Here is a 23,865-nt window from a genome sequence, read left to right as displayed (position 1 = left end):
TGACTCAAACGGCAAAGCCTTACATCTTGGTTTTCAGATGCAAGGCTTATACTATGTATTTGAAAGTAACAATAAAATAGAAAGTATGTGTTATTGAACACTGACTTTCATGACACACCGTTTATAAAAACAGTGCGCCTGACATTGCTCCAAAGAGCATGACCCACAGTGGATGAATTTTTTTAACTAAACTTAAACCATTAGCGACGATAACGATTGCAATGAGTAACCAGTTCTGAGCAGATGCAGCGGCAATAATATAGGCACTGACCAAAACCAAGCCGACAGTAATTGGTTTCAGTGCTTTTTCAAACATGCTACGTAGCGGGTGATCCTTAAACTGATTCCAAAACTTGAGTGCAAATATAGTCAGTACAGAAGAGGGCCCAAACTTCGCCAATGAAGTCACGAACAGTCCAGCAGGTCCAGCCACATGCCAGCCGACCAAAGGTACAATCATCATATTGGGGCCCGGTGCCGCTTGAGCCATGGCAAACATGGTACTGAACTCTGTGGCAGTAAGCCAACGATGTACTTCGACTACTTGATGTTGCATTTCAGGCAAAATTGCATTGCCGCCACCAAAGGCCAATATAGAAAGCTGGGTAAAAACGATGGCTAAGGTGAGTAAAATCATGCGTTTTGTCCTCTTTTTTTCAAGCTTAAGACCGCGACATTGATGCTGACTAAGATCAGTAACGTTAATGCCAAGGGAATCTTAACAATCAGCATAAAGACAATGGTCAGCGCGATAGTAAAGATCGTGAGGTAACTTTTCAGAATGGGTTTCAACATTTTTAACCCCATCGCAAATAGTAAACCTGCTGCCGCTGCTGCTAGTCCCTGTATCATGTGCTGAATCACGGGGATATTTTGAAATTGGCTATAGAGCTGATACAACAAAATTACAATCACCGTCGGTGTAAAAATCAACCCGAGAACAGCACTAATAGCACCTTTAACCCCCTGAAACTCATAACCAATCGCAACAGCCATATTAATGATGTTTCCACCGGGGAGGATTTGACAGACACCCAATAAGTGCGTGAACTCTTCCGTGTTGAGCCATTTTTGGTCTTCTACAACCATTTGGTGTGCAAGTGGCAATACGCCACCAAAGCCCATGAGTCCCAGCTTCATAAAGCCTGCAAATAATTCCCGTGAAGTTGGATGGGTTATTTGTTCAGCAGGGAGCACTTCAGTGTTCATGTCTTTCGCCTTTTGTTGAATGAGCTCAGTATGAACCTGTAGAGATATGTTGAAAAATGCTATTTTTGACGTTATATATACTGAAAAAGTATGTTTAATGGGGCAGACATGATTGATATCCATAAACTCAGAGCATTTGTTGCAGTGGTAGAAGAAAGTAATATTTCGCATGCTGCGGTACGTTTGAATATGCAACAACCACCGTTGACACGGATTATCAAAAGCTTGGAAGAAGAGTTGAATACACAACTGCTAAAGCGTTTGCCGCGTGGTGTTGAGGTAACAGAAGCAGGTAAGGTTTTGTACAAAGAAGCCCTTGCGATATTGGCGCATGCGCAGTTGATTCCTAAACGTGTGCAGGATATTTCTTTGGGGGTCGAAGGTCAGATTAATATTGGCTTTACCAACTCGGTTGGCTTACATCCATTTTTACCGGCCTTGCTGCGTAACTTTCGGGAAACTTTTCCACGTGTTTCAATTCATCTGGAAGAAGATGGCAGTAGCTCGCTGATAGACTCCATTAGTAATGAAAAAAATGACATTGTGTTCTTACGCAAACCTGCACCCATTGGCCTCGGTTTAACCAGTCTACATGTGCTAGATGAACCGCTCATTGTGGCTTTACCCAACAATCATCCTTTGGCTGAACAAGCCGAACCGATTCACTTGCTGGATCTTGAACCGCATGATTTTGTGTTGTACCGACGTTTAGCAGGGCAAGATTTATTCGATAATATTTTGGCCAGTTGTTACCAAGCTGGATTTAGTCCCAAAATTGTACAAGAAGCGCCACGTTTAACCTCAAGCTTAAACTTGATTGCTGCAGGGATTGGTTTATCCATCGTGCCTGAGGCCATTCGTGACTTTTGGAATAAGCAGATTGTTTATAAAACGCTTAAGGCCAATAACCCATGTATTGCGCCGATTTATGCAGTGTATAAAGAAAATATAGACAATGTCCGTTTGCAACACATCTTAAAGTTACTGCAATAATCTGTTGAATATTGAGCACCTTATTCTGCCTGACAAGAGCTGGCTTAAAGTGCTAAGGTAGAGTGATAATGTGTTGTATTTAAAGTTTTATACTTATAACGAATGCTCGTACGGAGCAAAATATAATATTTAGCAATATTAGGTGTTTAACCCATGTTTTTTAAGAAATTTTCTTTTGCACTCACGGCTCTGATTTCTTCCTCTGTGGTACTGATGGGTGGTTGTACATCCAGTCCATCTAGTACAGTTTCAAATATACAACAACAGACGCAAAATGCCTTATTGGTCTATGGTGGCCCCATTTTAACCATGCAAGGCATGCAACCCAGCTATGTCGATGCTATGTTAATTCAAGACGGAAAGATTCGTTATACAGGCACATTGTCTGAGGCTGAAAAGCTTGCGCCACAGGCTAAACGTTTGAACTTGAATAACAAGACCGTCATCCCTGGCATCATCGATGCCCATAGCCATTTAAACTCTGTCAGTATGCAGCAAACTGTGGCTAATTTATATCCACCACCAGATGGTAAGGTGGTGAGTATTGCCACACTTATCCAAGAAATGAAGGCTTGGGCGAAGCAAAATCCAACTTTTGTCCAAGCGACTTCTGGCTGGATTATTGGCAATGGTTATGATGATGCCCAGCTACAAGAGAAAGCTCATCCGACAGCCACAGATTTAGATCAGATTTCAACGACTCAACCGGTGCTGATTTTGCATCAGTCAGGGCATTTGGCCTCTGTAAATCATAAAGCGCTAGAGTTGTTAGGCATTAATGAAAAAAGTAGTAACCCTAGTGGTGGTGTGATTCGACGCGTAGTAGGGACAAATATTCCAAATGGTGTATTAGAAGAAAGTGTCGTGATTGAGGCTATGTTACAGGCTTTTAAAACGGTCCCACCTGAAATGATGCAGCAGATGGCGTTGACTGCGGTACAAACCTATATGAAAAATGGTTACACCACGGTACAAGAAGGACGGGCTGATCGTGGTACTTCAGAACTTTGGCGTAGTTTGGCCAATCAAAACAAATTAGCCATCGATGTCGTTTCTTATCCTGATATCAGTTCAGAACAGGCGTATATGCTCGAAAAAGGTGTAAGCAAAAACTATGTCAATCACTTTAGAATTGGTGGCGTGAAAATTAGCTTAGATGGTTCACCCCAAGGTAAAACAGCATGGTTAACTGAACCCTATGTGGTTCCGCCTGAAGGGAAAGATAAGAACTATCGTGGCTATCCTGCATTTCCAGAGCAAAAAACAGTCCAGCACATGATTGATTTGGCTTTCAGGCAGCATTGGCCAATTTTGGCACATGCCAATGGTGATGCCGCGATTGATCAATACCTTAATGTGATTGCCAATGCGCAAAAGAAATATGATGACTCACAGCGACGAGATGTGATTATTCATGCACAAACCATGCGAGAGGATCAACTGGATCGGGCGAAACAGCTTCACTTGATTCCCTCATTTTTTTCTTTGCATACCTACTACTGGGGCGACTGGCATGTGGCACAAACCTTAGGTGAAAAGCGTGCTGAACACATCTCACCAACAGGTTCGGCCTTAAGAAAAGGCATGATTTTCACTGAGCATCATGATGCTCCTGTTATCCCACCGAAAAGCATGATGGTGTTGGATGCAACGGTTAATCGCACCACACGAACAGGCAAAGTTTTGGGTGAGACACAAAAAGTCAGCCCGTATATCGCACTTAAAACGATGACGGACTGGGCTGCATATCAGTATTTTGAAGAAGATATTAAAGGCACTTTAAGTACAGGGAAATACGGTGACTTTGTTATTTTAAGTGCCAATCCAATCACCACTGAACCATCTAAAATCAAAGACATCAAAGTTCTTGCAACCTATAAGCAAGGACAGTTGGTTTATCAAAGATAAAGTTGTTTAGCGGCTTGTAAACCTGCGACTGAAAAGGTCATGAGATGTTTAACCAAAAGTGCAGGTTCAAGCTTGGAGACATTTTTAAGTGGGCTTGGACCATTTGCATCTGCCAAAATCAGCATCATACAGGGTGCGACGGTGCTGAGTACACAAGGCAAAAGTGCAGGGTGATTTTCATCAATGCCTGAAACTTGGCTAATAATTTTTTTAACCAAAAGAAACTTTCGCGCACCATCATTTTGCATAAACGTGTATAGGTGGGTAGTCGGTGAAAAAAGTTCGCGAACAAACACTTTGCTATGCCAGACATCGGTTTCAACCAGTTTGCCGATCAGGCTTTCAAAAAAAGCTTCCAGTTTTTCAGTAGGCGTTTTAGAGCTGTTAAGCAAGGTCATGAGTTCTTGTTCATCAATATAATGTGTATGTGCTTCGGCAAGTACGGCACGATATAAGCCATCACGACCATCGAAGTGATAGTTAATGGCAGCCAAATCGACTTCGGCCAGCTTGGCAATGGCTTTACTCGTGGTTTTTGCAAAACCGTCCTGAGCAATTAGGCGGCCAGCAGCATCCAAAATTTTCGATTTGGTTAAATCACCATCGCTACGTCCAGCTCTAGACATTATTTACTCTGCATCAAAATTTAGACTTGAAGTATATCTTTCTTAACTGAATTGTTATAGTTTAAATTAAATTTAAACTTGTATTAAAACTAAGCGAAGGTTTGGTGTGCATGAACAAAAGTAAGTTCATACTGCTGGTTGGGGGATTGCTCATTGTTGTAGCGGCTGCATTGTTGTGGTTCAGTCGAGACAAAGCCGATCCCGATCATCTGGTGCTATATGGCAATGTCGATATTCGACAAGTCTCTCTGGCATTTGAAACGGCTGGACGTATTCAAAGCTTATCTGTTCAAGAAGGCGATCGCGTTCAAAAAGGTCAGGTTCTTGCCGAACTGAATACCGACTCGCTGACTATACAAGCACAGCAAGCCCAAGCACAGTTACAAGTTCAACAGCAAACCTTAAATGAACAAGCTGCGGGCAATCGACCTGAAGAGATTACCCAAGCGAAAGCGAAAGTACAGTCTGCCCAAGCCCAATTTGAAAATGCCGATAAACAATACCAACGTTTAAATGTCTTAAATCGGAGTACTGCGGGTCAAGCGGTGAGTAAGCAAGAGGTTGATGCTGCAAAAAGCAATATGAAAATGGCGGAAGCGGCTGTAGGTGAAACCAAAGCCAACCTAGAGCTACTTTTGAAAGGTGCGCGCACAGAAGATCGTGAAGCGGCTAAAGCACAATATGAATCGACCAAGGCCAATCTTGATTTGATTGATTACCAAATTACTCAAAGTAAGCTGCTGGCACCTGTTAATGGCATAATTCGTGCACGTTTACAAGAAGTTGGTGACATGACGGCTTCAAACAAGTCCGTCTATACCATTGCCCTGATCCATCCTAAATGGGTGCGTGTTTATGCCAGTGAAATGGATCTTGGGCATATAAACATGGGCGTAGCAGCACAAGTCATTCGTGACTCACAACCGAATCAGCCCATCACAGGAAAAATTGGTTATATCTCATCTGTGGCGGAATTTACCCCGAAAACGGTACAGACCGAAGATATTCGCACAACTTTGGTTTATGAAGTCCGTATTTATGTCGATGACCCGAATGACCAACTAAAAATGGGACAACCTGTGACAGTGAGCATAGCCAAATCATCTCGCCCAACTGCCACGAACAATCCTTAAGGCAGGGGAGTATGTCGATGTCAGTAGAGAGCATTGTAATTGCCACGGATTTAAACAAAACCTTTCAAGCAGAACAAAAAGGTTTGGATGATGTGCGGGCTTTGCAAGGCATAAATATGCAGATCAAGGCAGGGCAACTGACGGCTTTGGTCGGGCCTGATGGTGCAGGTAAAACTACATTTTTAAGATTGATCGCAGGTTTATATGAGCCAACTACTGGAAGCTTAAAAGTCTTAGGAATGGATGTCGCCAAAGATCCACAATCTGTGCAAGATCGTATCAGCTACATGCCGCAAAAGTTTGGTTTGTATGAAGACCTCAGTATTCAAGAAAATTTAGACTTGTATGCGGATTTGCAGGCGTGCCAATGGACGTTCGCAAGGAGCGTTTTGCACGTTTGCTCAAGATTACCGACTTGGCGCGCTTTACTGAACGTCCCGCAGGAAAACTCTCTGGGGGTATGAAGCAGAAGTTAGGTTTGGCCTGCACTTTAGTCCGTTCACCTGAACTATTGCTGTTGGATGAACCAAGTGTCGGTGTCGATCCACTCTCACGCCGTGATCTGTGGATCATCATTGAACAATTGGTGAGGGAGGAGAACTTAAGTGTCATCCTCAGTACTGCGTATATGGATGAAGCTGAACGCTGTCATCAGGTTTATGTCATGTTGGATGGACAAGTCTTAAAGCAAGGTACACCCGACGAACTGACGGCTCAGGCACAGGGACAAACATGGCAAGTAAAACCCAGTCCCAACATGAAGGCGCGGGTGTTACAAGTACACTTACTCGATAATCAACACTATATTGCCGATGCAGTGCCCAAAGGCGATGTAGTCCGTTTTATTACACGAACTGAAAGCCTCATACTTCCAGAAAATCTATTGCCCAAAGGCGTTGTTGCGGAACAGAGGCCAGCAGAGCTAGAAGATGCATTTATGCTGCTTTTACATGAGGCGAAGCATACTCAAAAAACGGTATTGGCACAGGAAAATTCAGCTTTAGACCCTTCAAAATCATGGATAGAAAATTCTGATCCACCACAAGTGAAAACAAAGCAGAATGTAAAACAGCAGCTCGAAAAACCTGTGATTGTGGTGAAGGATTTGGTACGCACCTTTGGTGATTTTACCGCCGTGGCCAGTACCTCGTTTGATGTATCTCGAGGCGAAATTTTTGGTTTACTTGGCCCTAATGGTGCAGGTAAGACCACAACGTTTCGTATGCTTTGTGGTTTGCTGCCCGCCAGCAGTGGTGTGTTGGAAGTGGCAGGCATGAATTTGCGCACAGCTCGTGCACAGGCAAGGGCAAAAATTGGTTATGTATCGCAGAAGTTTGCCCTGTATGGCAATTTGAGTGTGCTGGATAACTTAAAGTTCTTTGGTGGTGCTTATGGCTTATCGGGCAAACAGTTAAAGCAGCAAATTGATAAAGCATTGCTTCAGTTTGAACTTAAGCCATACGCAAAAAGCGGTGATCTACCAAATGGTTTTAAACAGCGTTTGTCGATGGCAGCAGCACTGTTATATCAGCCTGAAATTGTATTTTTGGATGAACCGACCAGTGGTATTGATCCGTTAGCAAGGCGCTCTTTTTGGTACACCATTGGAGAGCTAGCGAACCAAGGCATGACCATTATTGTGACTACACACTTTATGGAAGAAGCTGAATACTGTGATCGGATTGCGATTCAAGATGCAGGGAAATTGTTGGCGATTGGCACACCTCAACAGATTCGTGGGATGGCACAGTTAGAGGGTGTAAATGATATGAATGGCGCTTTTATTGCCATCGTTGAACATTCCCGTGCAGACATGCAGGCTTACTGAGGAGCGTCAGATGAATCATTTCTCAGCTTTCTGGACACGACTGTTTGCCTTGACACGTAAAGAATCCAAACAGCTGCTTCGTGATAAAAGTAGTATGGCGATCGGTTTCATTTTACCGATTATTTTAATTTTGCTGTTTGGTTATGGACTGTCTTTCGATTTAACCAACGGACGAGTAGGGGTGGTGGAGCAACAACCCACGCCACAGAGTCAGCAACTGATGAGTGGCTTAAACGGTTCTAGATACATTACCGTCAAGCAGTATCCAAGCTTTAGCCAAGCTGAAGCCGCAATGGGCAAGGCTGAAATTGATGCCATCGTCAATATACCCAGCAACTTTGCGGAGCAATATACAAAGGGAGTGGGTGTTGTTCAGGTCATTACCAATGGCCGTTCGACCAGTATTGCTTCGGCTTTGCAGGGTTATATTACCAGTGCGCTCAATACCGCCAGCTTGATACAAGCAGACCGAACAAATGCAGCTTCAACGGGTGGCATTATCACGGTTGAACAACGTATGTGGTTTAACGAGTCTGCAAATAGCACATGGTTTTTAGTGCCGGGTTTAATTGTCCTAATTTTGACCTTGGTTGGCGCATTTTTAACTGGCTTGCTGATTGCACGAGAGCGTGAGCGTGGCACTTTAGAAGCATTATATGTTACGCCCGTAAGTCCTCTAGAAATTGTACTTTCAAAACTGGCGCCCTATATCGTGATTGGGATGATCGATATTGTGATGTGCTTAGTTGCAGCACATGTTCTGTTTGATGTACCCATTCGCGCATCACTGCTCTCTGTCATGAGCGCTTCTTTTTTATATTTAATGGTGTCGTTACTGCTGGGCCTGATGATTTCAGGCCTCTCCAAAAGTCAGTTTCAAGCCAGTCAGATGGCACTGCTTGCCAGCTTCATGCCCGCTTTGATGCTTTCAGGTTTTGTGTTCGATACACGAAACTTACCGCTAATTGTGCAAATTATTAGTAATGTCTTACCTGCAACGCACTATATGACTTTGATTAAAACGCTATTACTCGGTGGCGATGATTGGTCTTTGTGGTTCAAAGAATGTGGCATTTTACTGATCTATATCGTGCTATTCACAGTAATGACCGCGCGTACACTGAAAAAGCGCTTGGGCTAACGAAAGGAAGAATGGTGTTATGACAACGTTAATGCGCTGGTTTCGTTATCTTTGGGTGCTAATCCGAAAAGAGTTTTTAGCCATTTTAGTCGATCCTGCCAATCGAGTGACCTTAATCGCGCCTGTATTTATCCAAGCGGTCTTGTTTGGTTATGCCGCAAGTTATGATGTGAATCATGTTGATTATGCTGTGCTGGATCAAAGCCGAAGTCAAAGCTCACAACAAGTTTTAGCGCATTTAGATGGTTCAGGAATTTTTAAACGAACGGCAGATTTGCAAAATAACCAACAAATCCAACAGGTGATTAATGATCGAACAGCCTTGGCAGTCATCACCATTCCTGCTGATTTTGAGGATAAGCTCAATAATCAAGAGTCTTCCCCGATTCAAGTGATTCTAGATGGGAGAAACTCATCGACCGCAAGTATGGCGGGCTCCTACATCAGCAGTGTGGTGGGGCAGGTCAATCAAGAACGTTTGGGAACCAACTCCGCGATCACGGTACAAGCGCGGACATGGTATAACCCGAATGTCGAGTCGAGATGGGGCATCATGCCATCTCTGATTGCAACTTTAAGTATGATGCAGACACTGTTACTTTCTGCACTTTCAGTAGCACGCGAGCGTGAACAAGGGACTTTTGATCAGCTCTTAGTTACACCCTATACCCCGACGCAGATTATGATCGGGAAGGCCATTCCGCCGATTATTATTGGGGTTATTCAATCTTCCATTATTTTGGCGATTATTCTGTTCTGGTTTCAGATCCCGATGAATGGCTCTTTGACCTTACTTTATTTTGGATTATTTGCCTTTAATATTGCCGTTGTGGGGGTGGGACTGTCGATTTCAGCGATTGCACTCAATATGCAACAAGCCATGCTGTATACTTTCTTTTTGATCATGCCTTTAACGCTTTTATCAGGCTTACTAACTCCTGTACAAAATATGCCTGAAGTATTGAATTGGCTGACTTATGCCAACCCGCTACGCTTTGGCATAGACTTGGTACAACGGGTGTATTTGGAAGGTGCGAGTTTTGCGCAAGTGAAATGGGACTTTGTACCAATGTTAATATTAGCCATAATTACATTGCCTTTGGCTGCGTGGTTATTTCGAAATCGTTTGTCATAATAGCGTGATATCTTTATGTATCGCTTATCGATACAGACTGTGATTCGGCATTTGACGTTAAATAATGCAATCAATATCGGTTCATGATTAAAAAAAACGATTTTTGCATTGTATTTCTGGCTTAAGCTTTTTATTATTGCCCGCTTGTTTTCGCGATCAGCTTGGAATGGAACCTTGAGTAATTTTCTAACCGAACACCTGATTCATCGAGATGAAGACTTTATGGTCATCCATAAGCCTGCAGGTATACTCACCGTTCCGGGGAAGACACAAGACTTACAAGATTGTATGATCAACCGTTTAGTCAAACTAGAACCTAAAACACTACTGATCCACCGTCTTGATCGCGATACCTCGGGTATCTTGGTTTTTGGTCTCAGCCGTTGGGGACAAAAAACCATTTCTCGTCAGTTTCAAGAACGCCAAACCGATAAAACCTATCAAGCGATTGTGGCTGGCCATTTAGATGGTCAGGGCACTGTCGATGTGCCTGTCATTTATGATCCATCCCGTCCACCGTTACATATCGCAGAGCCCAGTCATAATAAGCCTGCTGTGACGGAGTGGAAAGCCATTGAACACTTTGAAATACAAGGTCAGCCCGTGACTCGTGTGGCGCTCACCCCCATTACAGGACGCTCGCATCAACTTCGTGTACATATGCAGTTTTTAGGTCATCCTATCGTGGGAGATACGCTTTATGCTGCACCTGACCAGCAAGATTTGATGCCGCGTTTGTGTTTACATGCCGAGCGTTTGAGTTTTCATCATCCCCAAACCGATGAACGTATCGAATTTATTTGTCCAGTACCATTTTAAGTACGTGGAATCATCAAATTTGCTCACTTTTTTAGTGAGCTTTATGTCAAAATATATTGCTTAAAGGTGTATAATTTTGCTCAAATATCAAACAATGTTTGAGCATTAAATTTGCAGTCCTAACTTGTAGATAAAGGTGGAAAAATTGCAGCAGTTTGCTATTGGTCAACGTTGGTTATCAGATACTGAAACGGAACTAGGTCTAGGAGTTCTTATTGATGTAGATGAGCGATCTGTCAGCATCTTATTTCCTAAAAGTGATGAAACACGTGTATATGCACGGAATAATGCACCTTTATCACGTATCATTTTTAACGTGAACGATGAATTACAAGATCAAGAAGGCACCAAGTGGACGGTTGAATCACATGAAGACCGTCATGGTGTAGTGCGTTATAACGTTGTTCGTCGCTTAGAAGATGGCACGGAAGAGCGTAAATCCCTGAATGAGACTCGCATTGGCGCTCAAATTCAGTTGTCTAAACCGCTTGATCGCTTATTGGCAAGTCAAATTGACTATAAAGAATGGTACGACTTACGTATTGAAGCGATGCTGATGCAAGCCAATATGAAGTCGAGCCCTTTACGCGGTATGGTCGGTTCACGTGTCGGTCTGATTCCTCATCAGTTGTATATTGCACACGAAGTGGGTCAACGTTTTGCACCCCGTGTCCTTTTAGCCGATGAAGTCGGCTTAGGGAAAACCATTGAAGCTGGATTAATCATCCATCAACAGCTTAAAACGGGCCGTTCAGAACGCATCCTAATTTTGGTACCCGATTCACTGCAATATCAGTGGATGATTGAAATGCGTCGTCGTTTCAATTTGAACTTCTCATTATTTGATTTAACCCGTACGGCTTCAATCAAAGAACATGATCCTGAACTGAATCCATTCTTAACTGAACAATGCATTATTGCGTCAATCGATTTGATGATTGACCATGATGACTTGCGTGAACAAGCCCTAGAAGCTGGTTTTGATCTGTTGGTGGTCGATGAAGCACATCACTTGATGTGGAATGAAGAAGACGGTGGCAATGACCGCTATGACTTGATCGAAGAGCTAGCAGAAAAAACACCGGGCGTTTTGTTGTTAACGGCAACTCCTGAACAGCTGGGTGTGGAAAGTCACTTTGCGCGTTTACGTTTACTTGACCCACAGCGTTTTAGTTCGCTGGATCGTTTCTTGGATGAAGAAACCCAGTATCAACAAACTGCAAAAATTGCGGAAGTACTGATGTCAGATATGCCACTTGAAGAAGGGCATTTGGCTGCATTGGAAGGTTTGCTAGGGCATCGCATTGAAGATGCACCCGAACAACGTTTCCGTGCCATTCATGAGCTTTTAGACCGTCATGGTACAGGGCGTATTTTGTTCCGTAATACTCGTGAGGCCATTCAAGGCTTTCCAGGTCGTGACTGTCAACCTGCACCTTTACCTGCCCCAGAAAACTGGTCTAAAGACGGTAAATTGCGTGAACAAATGTGGCCAGAAGAAGCGCAGCTTGACGGTGCGTGGATGGAAGCTGATCCACGTGTTATGTGGCTCATGGAAAAACTACGTACAGACTTAAAACACAAAAAAGTGTTGCTCATTGCACGTACTGGTCCCGTGGTTGAAGCACTTGAAAACGTACTCCGCTTACATGCGGGTATTCGTACTGCCATGTTCCATGAAGGCATGAGTTTACTTGAGCGTGACCAAGCATCGGCTTATTTTGCTGAAGAATCTTATGGTGCACAAATTTTACTGTGCTCTGAAATTGGTTCTGAAGGTCGTAACTTCCAGTTTGCATCAGATTTGATTTTATTTGACTTACCTGCAAACCCAGATGTACTTGAACAACGTATTGGCCGTTTAGATCGTATTGGTCAAGAAAACCGGATTCAAATTCATGTGCCGTATCTAATTGGTACAGCGCAAGAACGTATGTTCCGTTGGTATAACGAAGCCTTGAATATTTTTAGTAATATCTCGCCAACTGCGCAAACTTTACAAGAAAACTTTATTGTTGAATTGAAAGATTGTTTACTGACAGATAAAGGTCAGCAGTTTGATGACTTACTAGAAGCAGTTAGCGTGCAACGTGAAGCCTTAGAAGCAGAGTTACAATCAGGTCGCGACCGTTTGCTTGAATACAACTCTTGTCGTCCAATTGTGGCGCAAGAAATTGTGCAAGCGCTTGAGTCTTATGATGACAACACTACTTTGCCAATGTTTATGAAGCGCTTTATGGCGTCGACAAATATTGATTTTGACGAGCAAAGCAACGGTACAGTCATCATTAAACCAACCGATCAAATGCAAGTTCAAGGTTTAACCTTGGACGAAGAAGGTATGACTGCGACCTTCTACCGCGATCAAGCTCAGATACGTGAAGATGCTCAGTATTTAACCCTTGAACATCCATTTACTGAAAGTGTGATGGAAATGATCAACACTCAAGGTTTTGGTAGTACCAACGTTGCAGTGTTGAAGTCAGCGGCTTTACCACAAGGTTCGGTGTTGTTAGAAGTGTGGTTTAAGGTCGATGTAGTTGCACCGAAAGCATTGAATTTGCCTTCAAGCTTACCGCAGCAGCTAGTTCGCGTTTTGTTGAGTGAAAAGGGTCAAGACCTGTCGCAGAAAATTGCACCTGAAATTTTAAAACCGTACTTGCATCATTTGGATGGTAATAGCTGTCGTCAAGTTGTGAAAGCACGCCGTGAAGTGATTGAACAGCGTTATGTACAAGCATTAGAGCTTGCGCGTGCGGCTTTACCAAGCTTTGTGCTACAGGCGAAAGAAGTCTACGGCAGTAAGTGGCAATACGAAATTGACCGTCTGACTTACTTAAAGCAGTTTAATCCGAGTATTCGTGAAGACGAAATTTCGCGCCTACAAAAACTGCAAAAAGAAGGTCTTGGTTTGCTCGATGGCCTATCGGTTACACCAGAAGCAATTCAAGTGATGGTTGTGGTTAAACCATAATTGGAATTGCTGTATGAAAAGCACCTTCGGGTGCTTTTTTAATGGATCCTTAAAAAAGGGATGTCTAAGTTGTATTTGAAAAGTAATTCATTGAAATTTTAAGCGCTTGCTTATGCTAGAATTTTCGCCATTAAAACTCTAATGTATCGAACAATAAATTATGTCTAAAGCTCTAGTAACAATGGGTTCAAAAACAACACATGGTGGCATAGTCACTGAGTGTGAAAATAGTTTTGTGATCAATGGCATTGCTGTGCATTTAAATGGAATGAAGCACTTTTGTCCAAAGTGTCGAATGGTGGTTTCTGCGATTGCAGCAGATCAGAGTACAACGGTCTTGGGGCGTGCTGTGGTGATTGCAGGAGACAAAACCAACTGTGGCGCTACTTTTTTAGCTAATCAGAACTTAACTGTTTCTGCAAAGTGATCTCAGATCTATCCCAAAATATTTTTAAAAATTGGCGGAAGTGATCAAAGTTCATGACTTAGGATTCATCCTGCGCCATTTCGTTTAGATTAAAAAACGATTATGGTAAATAGGCTATAAAAACAATAGATCTGAATGACATGAGCAAACCAGCCTTACACTTTACCCATGCAAACGGCATTCCCTCGGGCAGCTATCAAAAATTTTTCCAGTTTTTAAATCAAGATTTTGATGTCAAAGCGATCCCGATGATTGGCCTAGATCCGCACTATCCTGTGGAATACCGTTGGGAAGCGTTGGTGGATCAAGTTATTTCAGATATTGAACAGCAGTTTCCACGGCAACAAGTGATTGGTTTAGGGCATTCTTTTGGCTCTTTACTCACACTTATGGCGGCCTATAAAAAACCACAGTTGTTTTCGCAAGTGATTATCATGGACCCACCGTTTGTGATCGGTTCAAAAGCCTTTTTATTTGAAGCGTTACAAAAGCTGGGGTCAAAGTCCATTGAAAAACTTACCCCAGCTGCGGTGACCGTCAAACGGCGTGATCATTGGGAAAGTATTGAGCAGGCCAGTCAGGCGCTTAGACCGAATCGTATTTTTAAAGATTTTGATGAACAGTGTTTTGCGGACTTTATAGAGTGCGGTTTAAAAAGTGATCCGACTCGAAATGGGGTGACGCTAACCATTCCCAAACATACTGAAGCTGAGATCTTCAGGACAGTGCCTGCATGGTGGTGGCGTACCCCACGCAAAGCACCTGATATGCCGATTCATGTGTTGACTGCAAAAGATAGCCATTTCTATAAGCAAGGTTTGCCCCAAGGGATGAAAAAAACCTATGCGATTGACTATAGCGTGCTTGAAGGCGGGCATATGTTTCCGCTAGAACAACCGAAACAGACCGCAGAATTTGTGCACCAGCTCATTAAAGAGCAACAGGGAAACAAATAAGAAGATATTTCAGCGAATCTGTTGGGTGTAATAACAGGTTAGCGAATCATCGCTTCATCTAAATGACGTGAACCTTCCAAAATCATGCGAATCATGATCATAGTTTGTTCAGCCATTTTTTTACGCTCTACACTTGGCATATCAATCACTTTAGCACCCATATTGAAAACCAATTGGGTGATTGCCATGGACACCAATTCAGGGTGGAAGAGTTTGCTATTATTTAAACGTTCTAAACGAATTAAATCATCTTTGAGTTCTTGTTGGAAATAATTCAACTGTCTTTCGACCGCATTTTTATAAGATGCTGAACCCGTATATGCTTCGCGTAATAGCAGGCTTAAGTTGCCGTCATCCGCATCTAGTTGTTCAATAAAAACTTCGACTGAGCTACGAATAATACTTTCTTGGCGAATGGCCTTAATCCGTGCTTCATGCAAAATTTGGCGTAGCACAACACCTGCACGTTCAATCAACTCAATAGCAAGTTCATCGGTATCTTTAAAATGACGATAAAAACTATTCGGCGCAATGCCTGCTTCACGTGCGACTTCACGCAAGCTCAGGGATGCAATACTTTTTTCAGGACCAATCAAATTTAAAGCAGCTTGAAACAGTTCATCTTTTGTAATCGTTGCTTTTCGACCAACACTACGTGCAAGCACTGGTGCATGTTTTTTTGAAGCTTCATGCTCTGTGTTGGTTGTATGGGTTTGAATGGTGGTCGGTGTCATATTTATCAAGTAATTAAATCAATCGGTTCATTATAGCCCCACTGGTCGGCATTGTGAAACGAAACGAAACAATCAGAGTATATATACAAATATATATACATGTGTATAATAATTCAAAATCTATGGCGTGGTCCTTTACTATGCAGATCCTTGAAAGAACTAAATCTCCTTTAACTGAGTATGCTGAGAGTGTTATAGACCGACACACAGCTAACTTTTGGCTTCAAAAAATCAACCCACTTTGGTCGATACACCAAGCTTTGGGTAAAGTGGTAAAAAAAGAGCAAGTTGCACACGATATGGTGAGCTTGACGCTGCAAACCAATCGTCATTTTCAAATGGGGCAAGCGGGGCAACACCATCCTGTATATGTCGTGGTTCAAGGCGTACGTTATGAACGTACCTATAGTTTGACCCAGATTGATGCGCAACATGTCTTACTGAATGTAAAAATGGTAGACCAAGGCAAGGCAAGTCATTGGCTATGTGAGCAGGCTCAAATCGGCGATGTTTTAGAATTCGGTCAGCCTTATGGCGATATGCAATTGACTGTAAATGATCAACAGTTAATTTTACTTGCTGCGGGCAGTGGTATTACCCCCATGCTGAGTTTACTGAAACGTTTAGAGAAGACCGCTAAGCTTAAAAAGCAGCCTGTACATTTGATGTATTGGGTGAAAAAACATACTGATGCAGCTTTCAAAGCATATTTTGAGCAACTAGCAGCACAATACTCAAACTTCACATTCAGCATGTTTTATACCCAAGAGTCAGATGAAGGTGAGCGTTTAAACCAAAACCATATGTCTGGATTGGATCAGCTTGAAAATGCAACGGTATATGCATGCGGCCCTTCAGGTTTTGTGGCTACGGTTGAGCAGCTTTTCGCTCATGCCAACACCTTAAAAACTGAAGCGTTTAGCATGAGTCCATTTGCAAATGATGATGTTGGTTTTGTGAATATTACCTTAACAAAGTCGAAGAAAATTTTAAGCATTCCAAAAGGCCAATCCATTCTTGCAAGTTTGGAACAGCAAAATGTGAAGCCTCAACATGGCTGCCGTATGGGAATCTGTAATAAATGTGCCTGCAACAAAGTGGAAGGTTCGACCAAAAACTTGGTCAATGGTGCACAAAATTCTGAGCCTGGAAATTTTCTAAAAATTTGTGTCAACACGGCACAAACCGATCTTATTGTTGATTTATAAGGGGAATAAATACAATGAATATGCCTGTTAAAGTTGAATATTTTAAAAACCCGAAGAATCGTGAGTTAACGACATTTGAGTTAGATGAGCTTGCACGTGAGCTAGATGCCATTAAGCAAGAAGTACTGGATGATATTGGCGAAAAAGATGCACAATATATTCGTCGTGTCTATGCAGCGGTGCGTTATGCGTCTATCGCAGGTCGTGCATGTTTATTTGCCGGTTGGTTTCCACCTGCATGGGTGTTGGGCACGGGCTTGCTGAGTTTTGCCAAAATCATGGAAAACATGGAGTTGGGTCACAATGTAATGCACGGTCAATATGACTGGATGAACGACCCTAAGTTTAATGGTCAAAACTATGAGTGGGACATCGTAGGTACAGCAGATAACTGGCGTCAGACCCATAACTACAAGCATCATACCTACACCAACATTAAAGGGATGGATGATGACATTGGCTATGGTCTGCTTCGATTATTCCCAGAACAACGTTGGAAACCGGGCTTTTTATTCCAACCGATTTATAGCATTCCATTTTGTTTGTTGTTCCAATGGGGGGTTGCCATCCAAAACTTGGAATTAGGCAAATACTTCAAGGGACGTAAAAGCAAAGCACAGACTTTAGCTGAATGGAAACCTATGCAGCGCAAAATTGGTAAACAATTGTTTAAAGATTATGTGTTTTTCCCACTCATTGCAGGACCTGCGGCATTGCCTGTCTTTACGGGAAATTTGGTTGCAAATGGTATTCGTAACATGTGGACATTTAGTGTGATTTTTTGTGGTCACTTCACCAAAGACGTGGAAGTTTTCCCGAAAAAAGTACTGGAAAATGAAAGCCGTGGTCACTGGTACATGCGCCAAATTCGTGGTTCGTCGAATTTAACTGGTTCAGAAGCATTCCATATTTTGACAGGGCACTTAAGTCATCAAATTGAGCATCACTTATACCCAGACGTACCCGCACGTCGTTACCGTAAAATGGCGCCGAAAGTACAAGCGGTGTGTGAAAAGTATGGCATTAACTATAACAATGCCAGCCTAGTAAAACAGTATGGTAGCGTCATCAAACGTATTGTGAAATATGCGTTTCCCTTTAAAAAGTAAGTAAAAAAGCCACTTCATTTGAAGTGGCTTTTTTGTTATTTACTAAATTGACGTAAGGTCTTTACAAGATGATGGTAATCACCTTGTTTGGCGATATTGAGCACATGTTCAATTTCGTGTTTTAACCATTTTTGTTTTGAAGCATTAAAAGCGAACTGCGCCAATAATACAAAGGGGCTTTCACCAAATTTGATTGAAAGACCTTTGACATACTTGGGTGGAGATAACTGTTCCATACTGATGCCTTTTTATAATTTAAGTGGAATGGTTCTCAAAATATTTTTATTAGGCAAAATTTATCATAAATATATTTTTTGGTAAATAAAACATACTGAATTTTAATAATAAATATTTTTAAAAATTTAACATTGCTAATTATTAACCTACACTTAATAATTAGCTTATTTGACGATGATTTGATGTATTTGACAAGTCAGGAAGACTTAAATCTGTCCCTACCAAGTAGCTAAAATCAGCCAAAGACAACATTTGTTTATCTTCAATGCTATTTCCATAAGCATAAACGGCATGGTAATTATCTAGCTCATATTTTTCTTGGATACGTTGAGCTTTGTACTCACAGCTACAGTCAGCAGTCAGATAGCACCCTGTATAGTATTGCTGGTCTTGTTCAACGCGGGTACAGATCAGATCGATTGAGAGTATTTCACACACATATTTTAAATAGATATCAATTGAAGCAGAGACCAAAACCACATCATCGCCCAAACTTTGGTGTTGCTTTAGTTGGCTATAAAGTGCTGGGTTAAGTCCTTTGATTAAGAGTTCTGCATAGCGTTTTGCATAAGCGTCAATTTCGCTCACTTCAGCTTGCTTAAACATCGCATGGAAGAGTTTAGAGCGCATATGATGGGCAGGATAAAAACCTAAATAATAACTTTGAATATAAGGCAGGACTTTTAAGCCTTGTAGGGCAATATGTCGTTTTGAATGTACATAGAAGATGAACCCCGTAAAACTGTCTTTGTCATACAGGGTGCCATCAAAGTCAAATAAGGCTAGATTTTTATGCGCTTTGCACGTTGCATGCATGTTTGATAACGTCCATTGACACGAGTGGCAAACCAGTTGGTATTATAGTCACGGCTGAGCTTCGGACCAGAAATGACGACTTCTGGCATCATGGCATAGAAAGGTTCTTTTTTAGTGACTTCTTGATAAAGCTTAGCCACAGCGCGATAGGTTGCTGTATCTTCAAATTTCTTCTCTTTCTCTTTTTTCAGGTCAGAGCGAATTTGACGTGGAGTAACCAAAATATTGTGCTGAGCAAAAACACTGATGAGTTCACGTTCTGATTGACTCTTTGCAGATTTAGGTGAGCCATCTTTGCCATAAAGTAGCAGGTCGCCGTCTAAATCCAGTTCTGCTTCGGTTAAGTCATTTAACATACTTTGGAAGGCGGCATTTCGACTTGAGTACATGCCCGAGTTATAGTCAGCAAAACGGTAAAGCGGTTTGTCATAGTCAGCAGGGTACATCATCAGTCGGTGAATGCCGTAGTACAGACCACCATATTGACTATAAAGGTCGGTACGTAAGTCAGCCATGCTGCCACCTTCACGTTTATTGTCTTTGGCATAACCGATATGCACTTGCATTGAACCCAACGTGGTAATCGGGTTCATTTTTTCGCCTACGTCCTGACCGACAAGTTTGGCTGCACCTGTGAGTGCACTGACGTGATAGTGCTTTGACATATAGTCAAAAATTTCACGGTACAGTTCATCCAGTTCGCGTTCTGTTTTAACGCGGCGCATTTGGCTTAAATAGTTATCTTCAGGGCTTGGCTGCTCTTTTAAGACCTGTTGGAAATAACCTGCGATGGTGCCACCGATAGCATCACCGAGCTTATCTTTAAATTTTTCATCTAAGCGATCTTGGACTTCTTTAACCGCTTTTTCACCTAAACCGTAAACTTGTGGGTCTGCAACAAAGTTAGACTCTTGATCAACCACGGCAATGATCGAACACATATTCTCTTTATTTTGCGGAATACCAAACTGCTCTGAAATATCGTATATATCTTCAGCCCATGAACGGCGGTCATTTACGCGTCCGGGAATGATGCGTGCGATTTGTTCAGCATTGAGCTTAGGCTCATCATCTGTCCACCATGAACGATCACCGCAGGCGGTTAAGCCTATAGATATGGCCAAGACACTTAGTGTTTTTAAACCAGAAGAAAGAAACAGCTTTTTATTCATAAACAGAGAACACATGATAAAAGGTGAGCCGAAACAGCAGGTGCAGTATACTATGTCGGTCGAAAAAGTGATGAATTTATATGTATATTGGTCGGTATCAACTGTCAAATCATTTGGTTGTTGTTCCTATGGCAGGTGGGTTGGGTTATTAAGAAGAATGAATATTATTCAGTCTGTTATCTGTTTTATTATGACGGATGGCGCAAAATTAGTGTAATAGATTGAGGAGAACTTAACTTATGATTTTTCCATTTTTTGAGATTCGTTTTTTTAATAAATTAAACAGAAAATAGTTCAACGAATAGAATGTAATGACATTCTAAAAACAAATTTAAATTAATATTTGAAAAATAAAGTAAAAGGGTTAAGATCTAAAATTAGATCAAAAAATGTACTTGTAATAATAATGAGGGGAATATGGAAAATTTTATTAATAGACTAAGAAGCCATATTGAGCATGTGAAAAAAGTAGGGGGCCACTGTACTACAGAAGAAACAACTAAGCAGGCTTTAATCCTTCCTTTATTAGATATTTTAGGTTTTAGCCCTTATGACCCGACCAAGGTGCTTGCAGAATTTGCAGCTGATTTTCCAGGTGTGAAATCTACAGAAAGAGTTGATTATGCTCTTTACTGTAATGGGCAACCTGTAATGTTTATTGAAGCAAAACCTTATGTTGCTAATTTAACGAATCATGCTCCGCAGCTATCTAGATATTTTAATAGTAGTTTAGGGGTGACGATTGGCGCGATCACAAATGGTAAAGAATGGAGATTTTTTACTGATTTAATTAATCCAAATGTGATGGATGATAAGCCATTTTTAACAGTTGATTTTACGAAGAATAAAGCCGAGGATTTGACACAGCTAGCTGAGTTTAAACATGATAATTTTCATGTAGAAAAGCTACGCTTTTTTGCTGAAGAAAATCAATATATCCAGCAGTTTAAAACTGTAATAAAAAGAAGTATTAATGAAGTTGATATTGATTTTGTTCGCTATGTGGCTCAACAAGCAAGTATTCCTCGTCAATTAAACACTAAATTTTTAGAGTCAATTCAGCCTTTTGTAAAACAAGCTGTTGAGCAGTCAATTAGTGATACCGTTGTTAAAGGACTATCCTCGCCTACAATTATTACTGCCCAGCCAGTTGAACAAAAAGTAGAGGAGACTATTGAGATTGTGTCCGAAAGCTCAACGCTAGCTGACATTGTTAACTCTGAAAATGAAAGAATTGTGACTACTGTTGATGAACAGGAGTTAAGTCGTATTGTGACAGAGCTCTTTCCTGAAGTTGAATTGGTGGCTAAAGACACAGAAAGCTATTTTAGCGTGCTGTTTCAGAATAAAAATAATCGCTGGTTATTTAGATATGATGTAAATCGTAAGAGACCAACCATTCAGTTTGCAGTAGCAATTGATGACTATCGAAAAAAAGAGTTAGAGCGGGCAGGATTGGAAGTGCAAAATAACGGTCAAGTTTTTTTAGATAAACCTGAACACATATATAGAGCCGTAGGCATTTTAAAAGATTGCTTGGATTACTGTAGTAATGATGACAACTTTAAAAGAGCATCTAATTCCTAATAGAAAAAGCCACTTTATAAGTGGCTTTTTCATAGCACAGTAAAACTTCATACTTGAGAGATAGGATAGATCTTATTTTGTCATTACAAGTCATCCTTGGACGTGACCGTCGTGCAAAGATATCAAAATGATGTTTCTAATTTTCGATGAACTATGAATAAGAGTTATGGAGTACAGCCAAAGGCTCGGCAACAAGCCTCAAAAGCTTATCAAAGAGTAGGTTTTTTTATTTGTGCTATAGTTTAATTGTTACTTAGCAGGCAGAACAATATGAATATCTGTATTGGTGGTGACTTGGATGGTCAAGTAGTGATTTTAAATAAGATGCGATTTAATGCAAAAGAGATAGATCAAAATAAATCATCGAGCTATATCAAGCAAAAGTACGTTAAGGGCGATCAAGTCTTTAATTTTTGGCGACATGCAGAAATGAAAATATGGGATGTTACTCATCAAGTTGAGTTGATTTTAGGAAAGAAAAATTAGCTAGAAGTGGGCAAATAAGCTTTATTCGCTTTTAGTGAAGATTTTCTTATCAATATGGATGAAAAAGCATTTCATGTGGGGTTGGGTGGTAGCAATAAAATAATATGTTAAGGTCTATCTATTGCACGCTAAAAAGCTTATAGTGATAGTGTATTAGAATTATTTATTTTATTGTATTTACTAAAGTTATTTCGCAATTGATTCAACTCTGCGGTTTATCCGATGTATATGATTTAAAAGATTAATTCTTATATTTTTCAAAATTTAAGAGAATATTTATGTCAAACATTACAACTGGTACCGTTAAGTGGTTTAATGAAACTAAAGGCTTTGGTTTTATTTCTAGCGATACTGGAGAAGACGTTTTTGCACACTTTAGCGAAATCCAATCAAACGGTTTCAAAGTGTTGAATGAAGGTCAACGTGTTCAGTTTACGATTGTAGCTGGCAAGAAAGGCCCTCAAGCAAGCTCTATCACAGTAATCTAAGAATATTGTGAATTAAAAAACCCGCTTCAGTTAGCGGGTTTTTTAATGGCAGCTTATTTACTATTCGGTTGTTAAGGCGTCGTACGCTCACTATCTTTAGGCGGTGAATGGCTTATTTAAAAAACATATGAACAAATATTAATTGATCTATAAGAAATCTTTTGAAGGACTTATTAAGAATAGTAGAAAAATCCCTAGATAAAGGGATTTCAATGCCAAGTAATCAATATGAGAATAGGAATGAGGTGATATTTGCTATGACACCGTAAAAGACTCTAGGAACGAGTTTAGTGATGAAAGTGTAAAAGCTGACTCGGAAAAATGGAGTGATCTATGAGTATTGTTGAATTACATGAAGTGAAGCGCCACTTACACTATGCCGATGATAGCAATGATGTTTCATTAAAAAGCTTTATTGTTGCTGCTGACGCTATAATTAAAAATTATATTACAGATAATTTTGGATCGGAATATCCATCTGCCATTAAACAAGCAGCTTTATTATTAATCGAATACTGGGAACAGCACAGAAAAGATGGGGGAGAGGTATCTGTGAATGGTAACTACCTCCCAATACCCGTACTCTCTTTGCTTAATCTATATCGTAAGCCCACTGTTTGATAGATGATGTAGATAATGATATGTATCAATGTTTACCCTTAAGGATGCTATATTTAAAATCAATATAATTGAGAATCATTTGCATTAATTGGTTTTGTACGTTAAAATCGATTTCAAGAATAAAATAAAATTTGACAATGATGTTTCATTAACCCAGCTCTATTGATTCTCCAGAGGCTGGGTTTTTTTATCTACTTTAACAAAGAAAAAAATTAGGTTAAATTATACCGATTGTTAAAATAAATATGAGAAGAATAG

At 41.0% G+C, this 23,865-nt stretch carries 24 protein-coding genes; 17 read left to right on the top strand and 7 right to left on the bottom strand.

The features are described from left to right. Positions 1–121: 121 nt before the first annotated feature. On the bottom strand, positions 122–637 hold the full coding sequence (locus F946_RS06055; protein ID WP_004980215.1) for a chromate transporter: 516 nt from the start codon (positions 635–637) through the stop codon (positions 122–124). Then, complete coding sequence (locus F946_RS06050; protein WP_004980213.1) at positions 634–1,209, bottom strand: chromate transporter; 576 nt, start codon at positions 1,207–1,209, stop codon at positions 634–636. Before F946_RS06050 ends, F946_RS06055 begins: the two co-directional genes overlap by 4 nt. Positions 1,210–1,317: 108 nt before the next feature. On the opposite strand from F946_RS06050, the gene F946_RS06045 reads away from it, so the two are divergent. After that, positions 1,318–2,202: a LysR family transcriptional regulator gene (locus F946_RS06045; protein WP_010326540.1), complete on the top strand. Its 885-nt coding sequence runs from the start codon at positions 1,318–1,320 to the stop codon at positions 2,200–2,202. Positions 2,203–2,355: 153 nt separating this feature from the next. Beyond that, positions 2,356–4,110: an amidohydrolase gene (locus F946_RS06040; protein WP_004980202.1), complete on the top strand. Its 1,755-nt coding sequence runs from the start codon at positions 2,356–2,358 to the stop codon at positions 4,108–4,110. On the opposite strand, the gene F946_RS06035 is transcribed toward F946_RS06040, so the two are convergent. Beyond that, positions 4,101–4,736, bottom strand: coding sequence for a TetR/AcrR family transcriptional regulator (locus F946_RS06035; RefSeq protein WP_004980200.1), 636 nt, complete (start codon positions 4,734–4,736; stop codon positions 4,101–4,103). The genes F946_RS06040 and F946_RS06035 overlap by 10 nt on opposite strands. Positions 4,737–4,846: 110 nt before the next feature. Between F946_RS06035 and F946_RS06030 the strand changes: the two genes are divergently transcribed. From F946_RS06030 to F946_RS05995, 9 genes are all read left to right on the top strand, one after another. Then, entirely contained in the window at positions 4,847–5,869 is a 1,023-nt protein-coding gene (locus F946_RS06030) for an HlyD family secretion protein (protein ID WP_004980198.1), read from the top strand. A 17-nt stretch (positions 5,870–5,886) separates the two neighbouring features. Next, positions 5,887–6,333, top strand: coding sequence for an ATP-binding cassette domain-containing protein (locus F946_RS17545; protein WP_004980196.1), 447 nt, complete (start codon positions 5,887–5,889; stop codon positions 6,331–6,333). After that, positions 6,237–7,697 (top strand): ATP-binding cassette domain-containing protein, encoded by a 1,461-nt coding sequence (locus tag F946_RS06025; RefSeq protein ID WP_407637064.1) that lies wholly within the window; start codon positions 6,237–6,239, stop codon positions 7,695–7,697. The genes F946_RS17545 and F946_RS06025 overlap by 97 nt, the downstream gene beginning before the upstream one ends. A 10-nt stretch (positions 7,698–7,707) precedes the next feature. Beyond that, complete coding sequence (locus F946_RS06020; protein WP_004980191.1) at positions 7,708–8,838, top strand: ABC transporter permease; 1,131 nt, start codon at positions 7,708–7,710, stop codon at positions 8,836–8,838. Positions 8,839–8,857: 19 nt separating this feature from the next. Beyond that, positions 8,858–9,973 (top strand): ABC transporter permease, encoded by a 1,116-nt coding sequence (locus tag F946_RS06015; protein ID WP_004980188.1) that lies wholly within the window; start codon positions 8,858–8,860, stop codon positions 9,971–9,973. A 174-nt stretch (positions 9,974–10,147) separates the two neighbouring features. Further along, positions 10,148–10,792, top strand: coding sequence for an RluA family pseudouridine synthase (locus F946_RS06010; protein WP_035326484.1), 645 nt, complete (start codon positions 10,148–10,150; stop codon positions 10,790–10,792). 136 nt (positions 10,793–10,928) lie between these two features. After that, on the top strand, positions 10,929–13,766 hold the full coding sequence (gene rapA, locus F946_RS06005; protein WP_035326481.1) for an RNA polymerase-associated protein RapA: 2,838 nt from the start codon (positions 10,929–10,931) through the stop codon (positions 13,764–13,766). 160 nt (positions 13,767–13,926) lie between these two features. Further along, positions 13,927–14,193: a PAAR domain-containing protein gene (locus tag F946_RS06000; protein WP_004980182.1), complete on the top strand. Its 267-nt coding sequence runs from the start codon at positions 13,927–13,929 to the stop codon at positions 14,191–14,193. A gap of 140 nt (positions 14,194–14,333) precedes the next feature. Continuing rightward, a complete protein-coding gene (locus F946_RS05995; protein ID WP_004980180.1) occupies positions 14,334–15,149 on the top strand; it encodes an alpha/beta fold hydrolase in 816 nt (271 codons plus the stop codon). A gap of 38 nt (positions 15,150–15,187) precedes the next feature. Here the strand turns inward: F946_RS05995 and fabR are convergent, their stop codons facing one another. After that, a complete protein-coding gene (fabR, locus tag F946_RS05990) occupies positions 15,188–15,883 on the bottom strand; it encodes an HTH-type transcriptional repressor FabR (RefSeq protein ID WP_004693528.1) in 696 nt (231 codons plus the stop codon). Positions 15,884–16,023: 140 nt separating this feature from the next. Here fabR and F946_RS05985 point away from each other — a divergent pair, with 140 nt between their 5' ends. Both F946_RS05985 and F946_RS05980 read left to right on the top strand, forming a co-directional pair. After that, positions 16,024–17,091, top strand: coding sequence for a ferredoxin reductase (locus tag F946_RS05985; RefSeq protein ID WP_035326479.1), 1,068 nt, complete (start codon positions 16,024–16,026; stop codon positions 17,089–17,091). Between the two features lie 14 nt (positions 17,092–17,105). Beyond that, entirely contained in the window at positions 17,106–18,200 is a 1,095-nt protein-coding gene (locus tag F946_RS05980) for a fatty acid desaturase family protein (RefSeq protein WP_004693525.1), read from the top strand. A gap of 35 nt (positions 18,201–18,235) precedes the next feature. Here the strand turns inward: F946_RS05980 and F946_RS05975 are convergent, their stop codons facing one another. The 3 genes from F946_RS05975 to F946_RS05965 all read right to left on the bottom strand — a co-directional run bounded on the left by F946_RS05975 (position 18,236) and on the right by F946_RS05965 (position 20,425). Further along, positions 18,236–18,436: a hypothetical protein gene (locus tag F946_RS05975; protein ID WP_004693524.1), complete on the bottom strand. Its 201-nt coding sequence runs from the start codon at positions 18,434–18,436 to the stop codon at positions 18,236–18,238. Positions 18,437–18,596: 160 nt separating this feature from the next. Further along, on the bottom strand, positions 18,597–19,253 hold the full coding sequence (locus tag F946_RS05970; protein ID WP_004980177.1) for an HAD-IB family hydrolase: 657 nt from the start codon (positions 19,251–19,253) through the stop codon (positions 18,597–18,599). Then, a complete protein-coding gene (locus F946_RS05965) occupies positions 19,220–20,425 on the bottom strand; it encodes a DUF1615 family protein (RefSeq protein WP_004980175.1) in 1,206 nt (401 codons plus the stop codon). Before F946_RS05965 ends, F946_RS05970 begins: the two co-directional genes overlap by 34 nt. 417 nt (positions 20,426–20,842) lie before the next feature. Here F946_RS05965 and F946_RS05960 point away from each other — a divergent pair, with 417 nt between their 5' ends. From F946_RS05960 to F946_RS05945, 4 genes are all read left to right on the top strand, one after another. Continuing rightward, the gene (locus tag F946_RS05960; RefSeq protein ID WP_004980172.1) at positions 20,843–22,012 is read left to right on the top strand and encodes a type I restriction endonuclease; all 1,170 of its coding nucleotides are present in this window, start codon (positions 20,843–20,845) and stop codon (positions 22,010–22,012) included. A 270-nt stretch (positions 22,013–22,282) separates the two neighbouring features. Then, the gene (locus F946_RS05955; protein ID WP_004693517.1) at positions 22,283–22,498 is read left to right on the top strand and encodes a hypothetical protein; all 216 of its coding nucleotides are present in this window, start codon (positions 22,283–22,285) and stop codon (positions 22,496–22,498) included. A 278-nt stretch (positions 22,499–22,776) separates the two neighbouring features. Then, a complete protein-coding gene (locus F946_RS05950; RefSeq protein WP_004693516.1) occupies positions 22,777–22,986 on the top strand; it encodes a cold-shock protein in 210 nt (69 codons plus the stop codon). Positions 22,987–23,319: 333 nt separating this feature from the next. Continuing rightward, positions 23,320–23,607, top strand: coding sequence for a head-tail connector protein (locus tag F946_RS05945; RefSeq protein ID WP_004980169.1), 288 nt, complete (start codon positions 23,320–23,322; stop codon positions 23,605–23,607). The last annotated feature ends 258 nt before the right edge of the window (positions 23,608–23,865 follow it).

The sequence above is a fragment of the Acinetobacter johnsonii ANC 3681 genome, from assembly GCF_000368805.1.
Taxonomy (GTDB): domain Bacteria; phylum Pseudomonadota; class Gammaproteobacteria; order Pseudomonadales; family Moraxellaceae; genus Acinetobacter; species Acinetobacter johnsonii.
The sequence above is the reverse complement of the archived record's forward strand: the minus strand, read 5'-3'. Positions and strand labels throughout refer to the sequence as shown.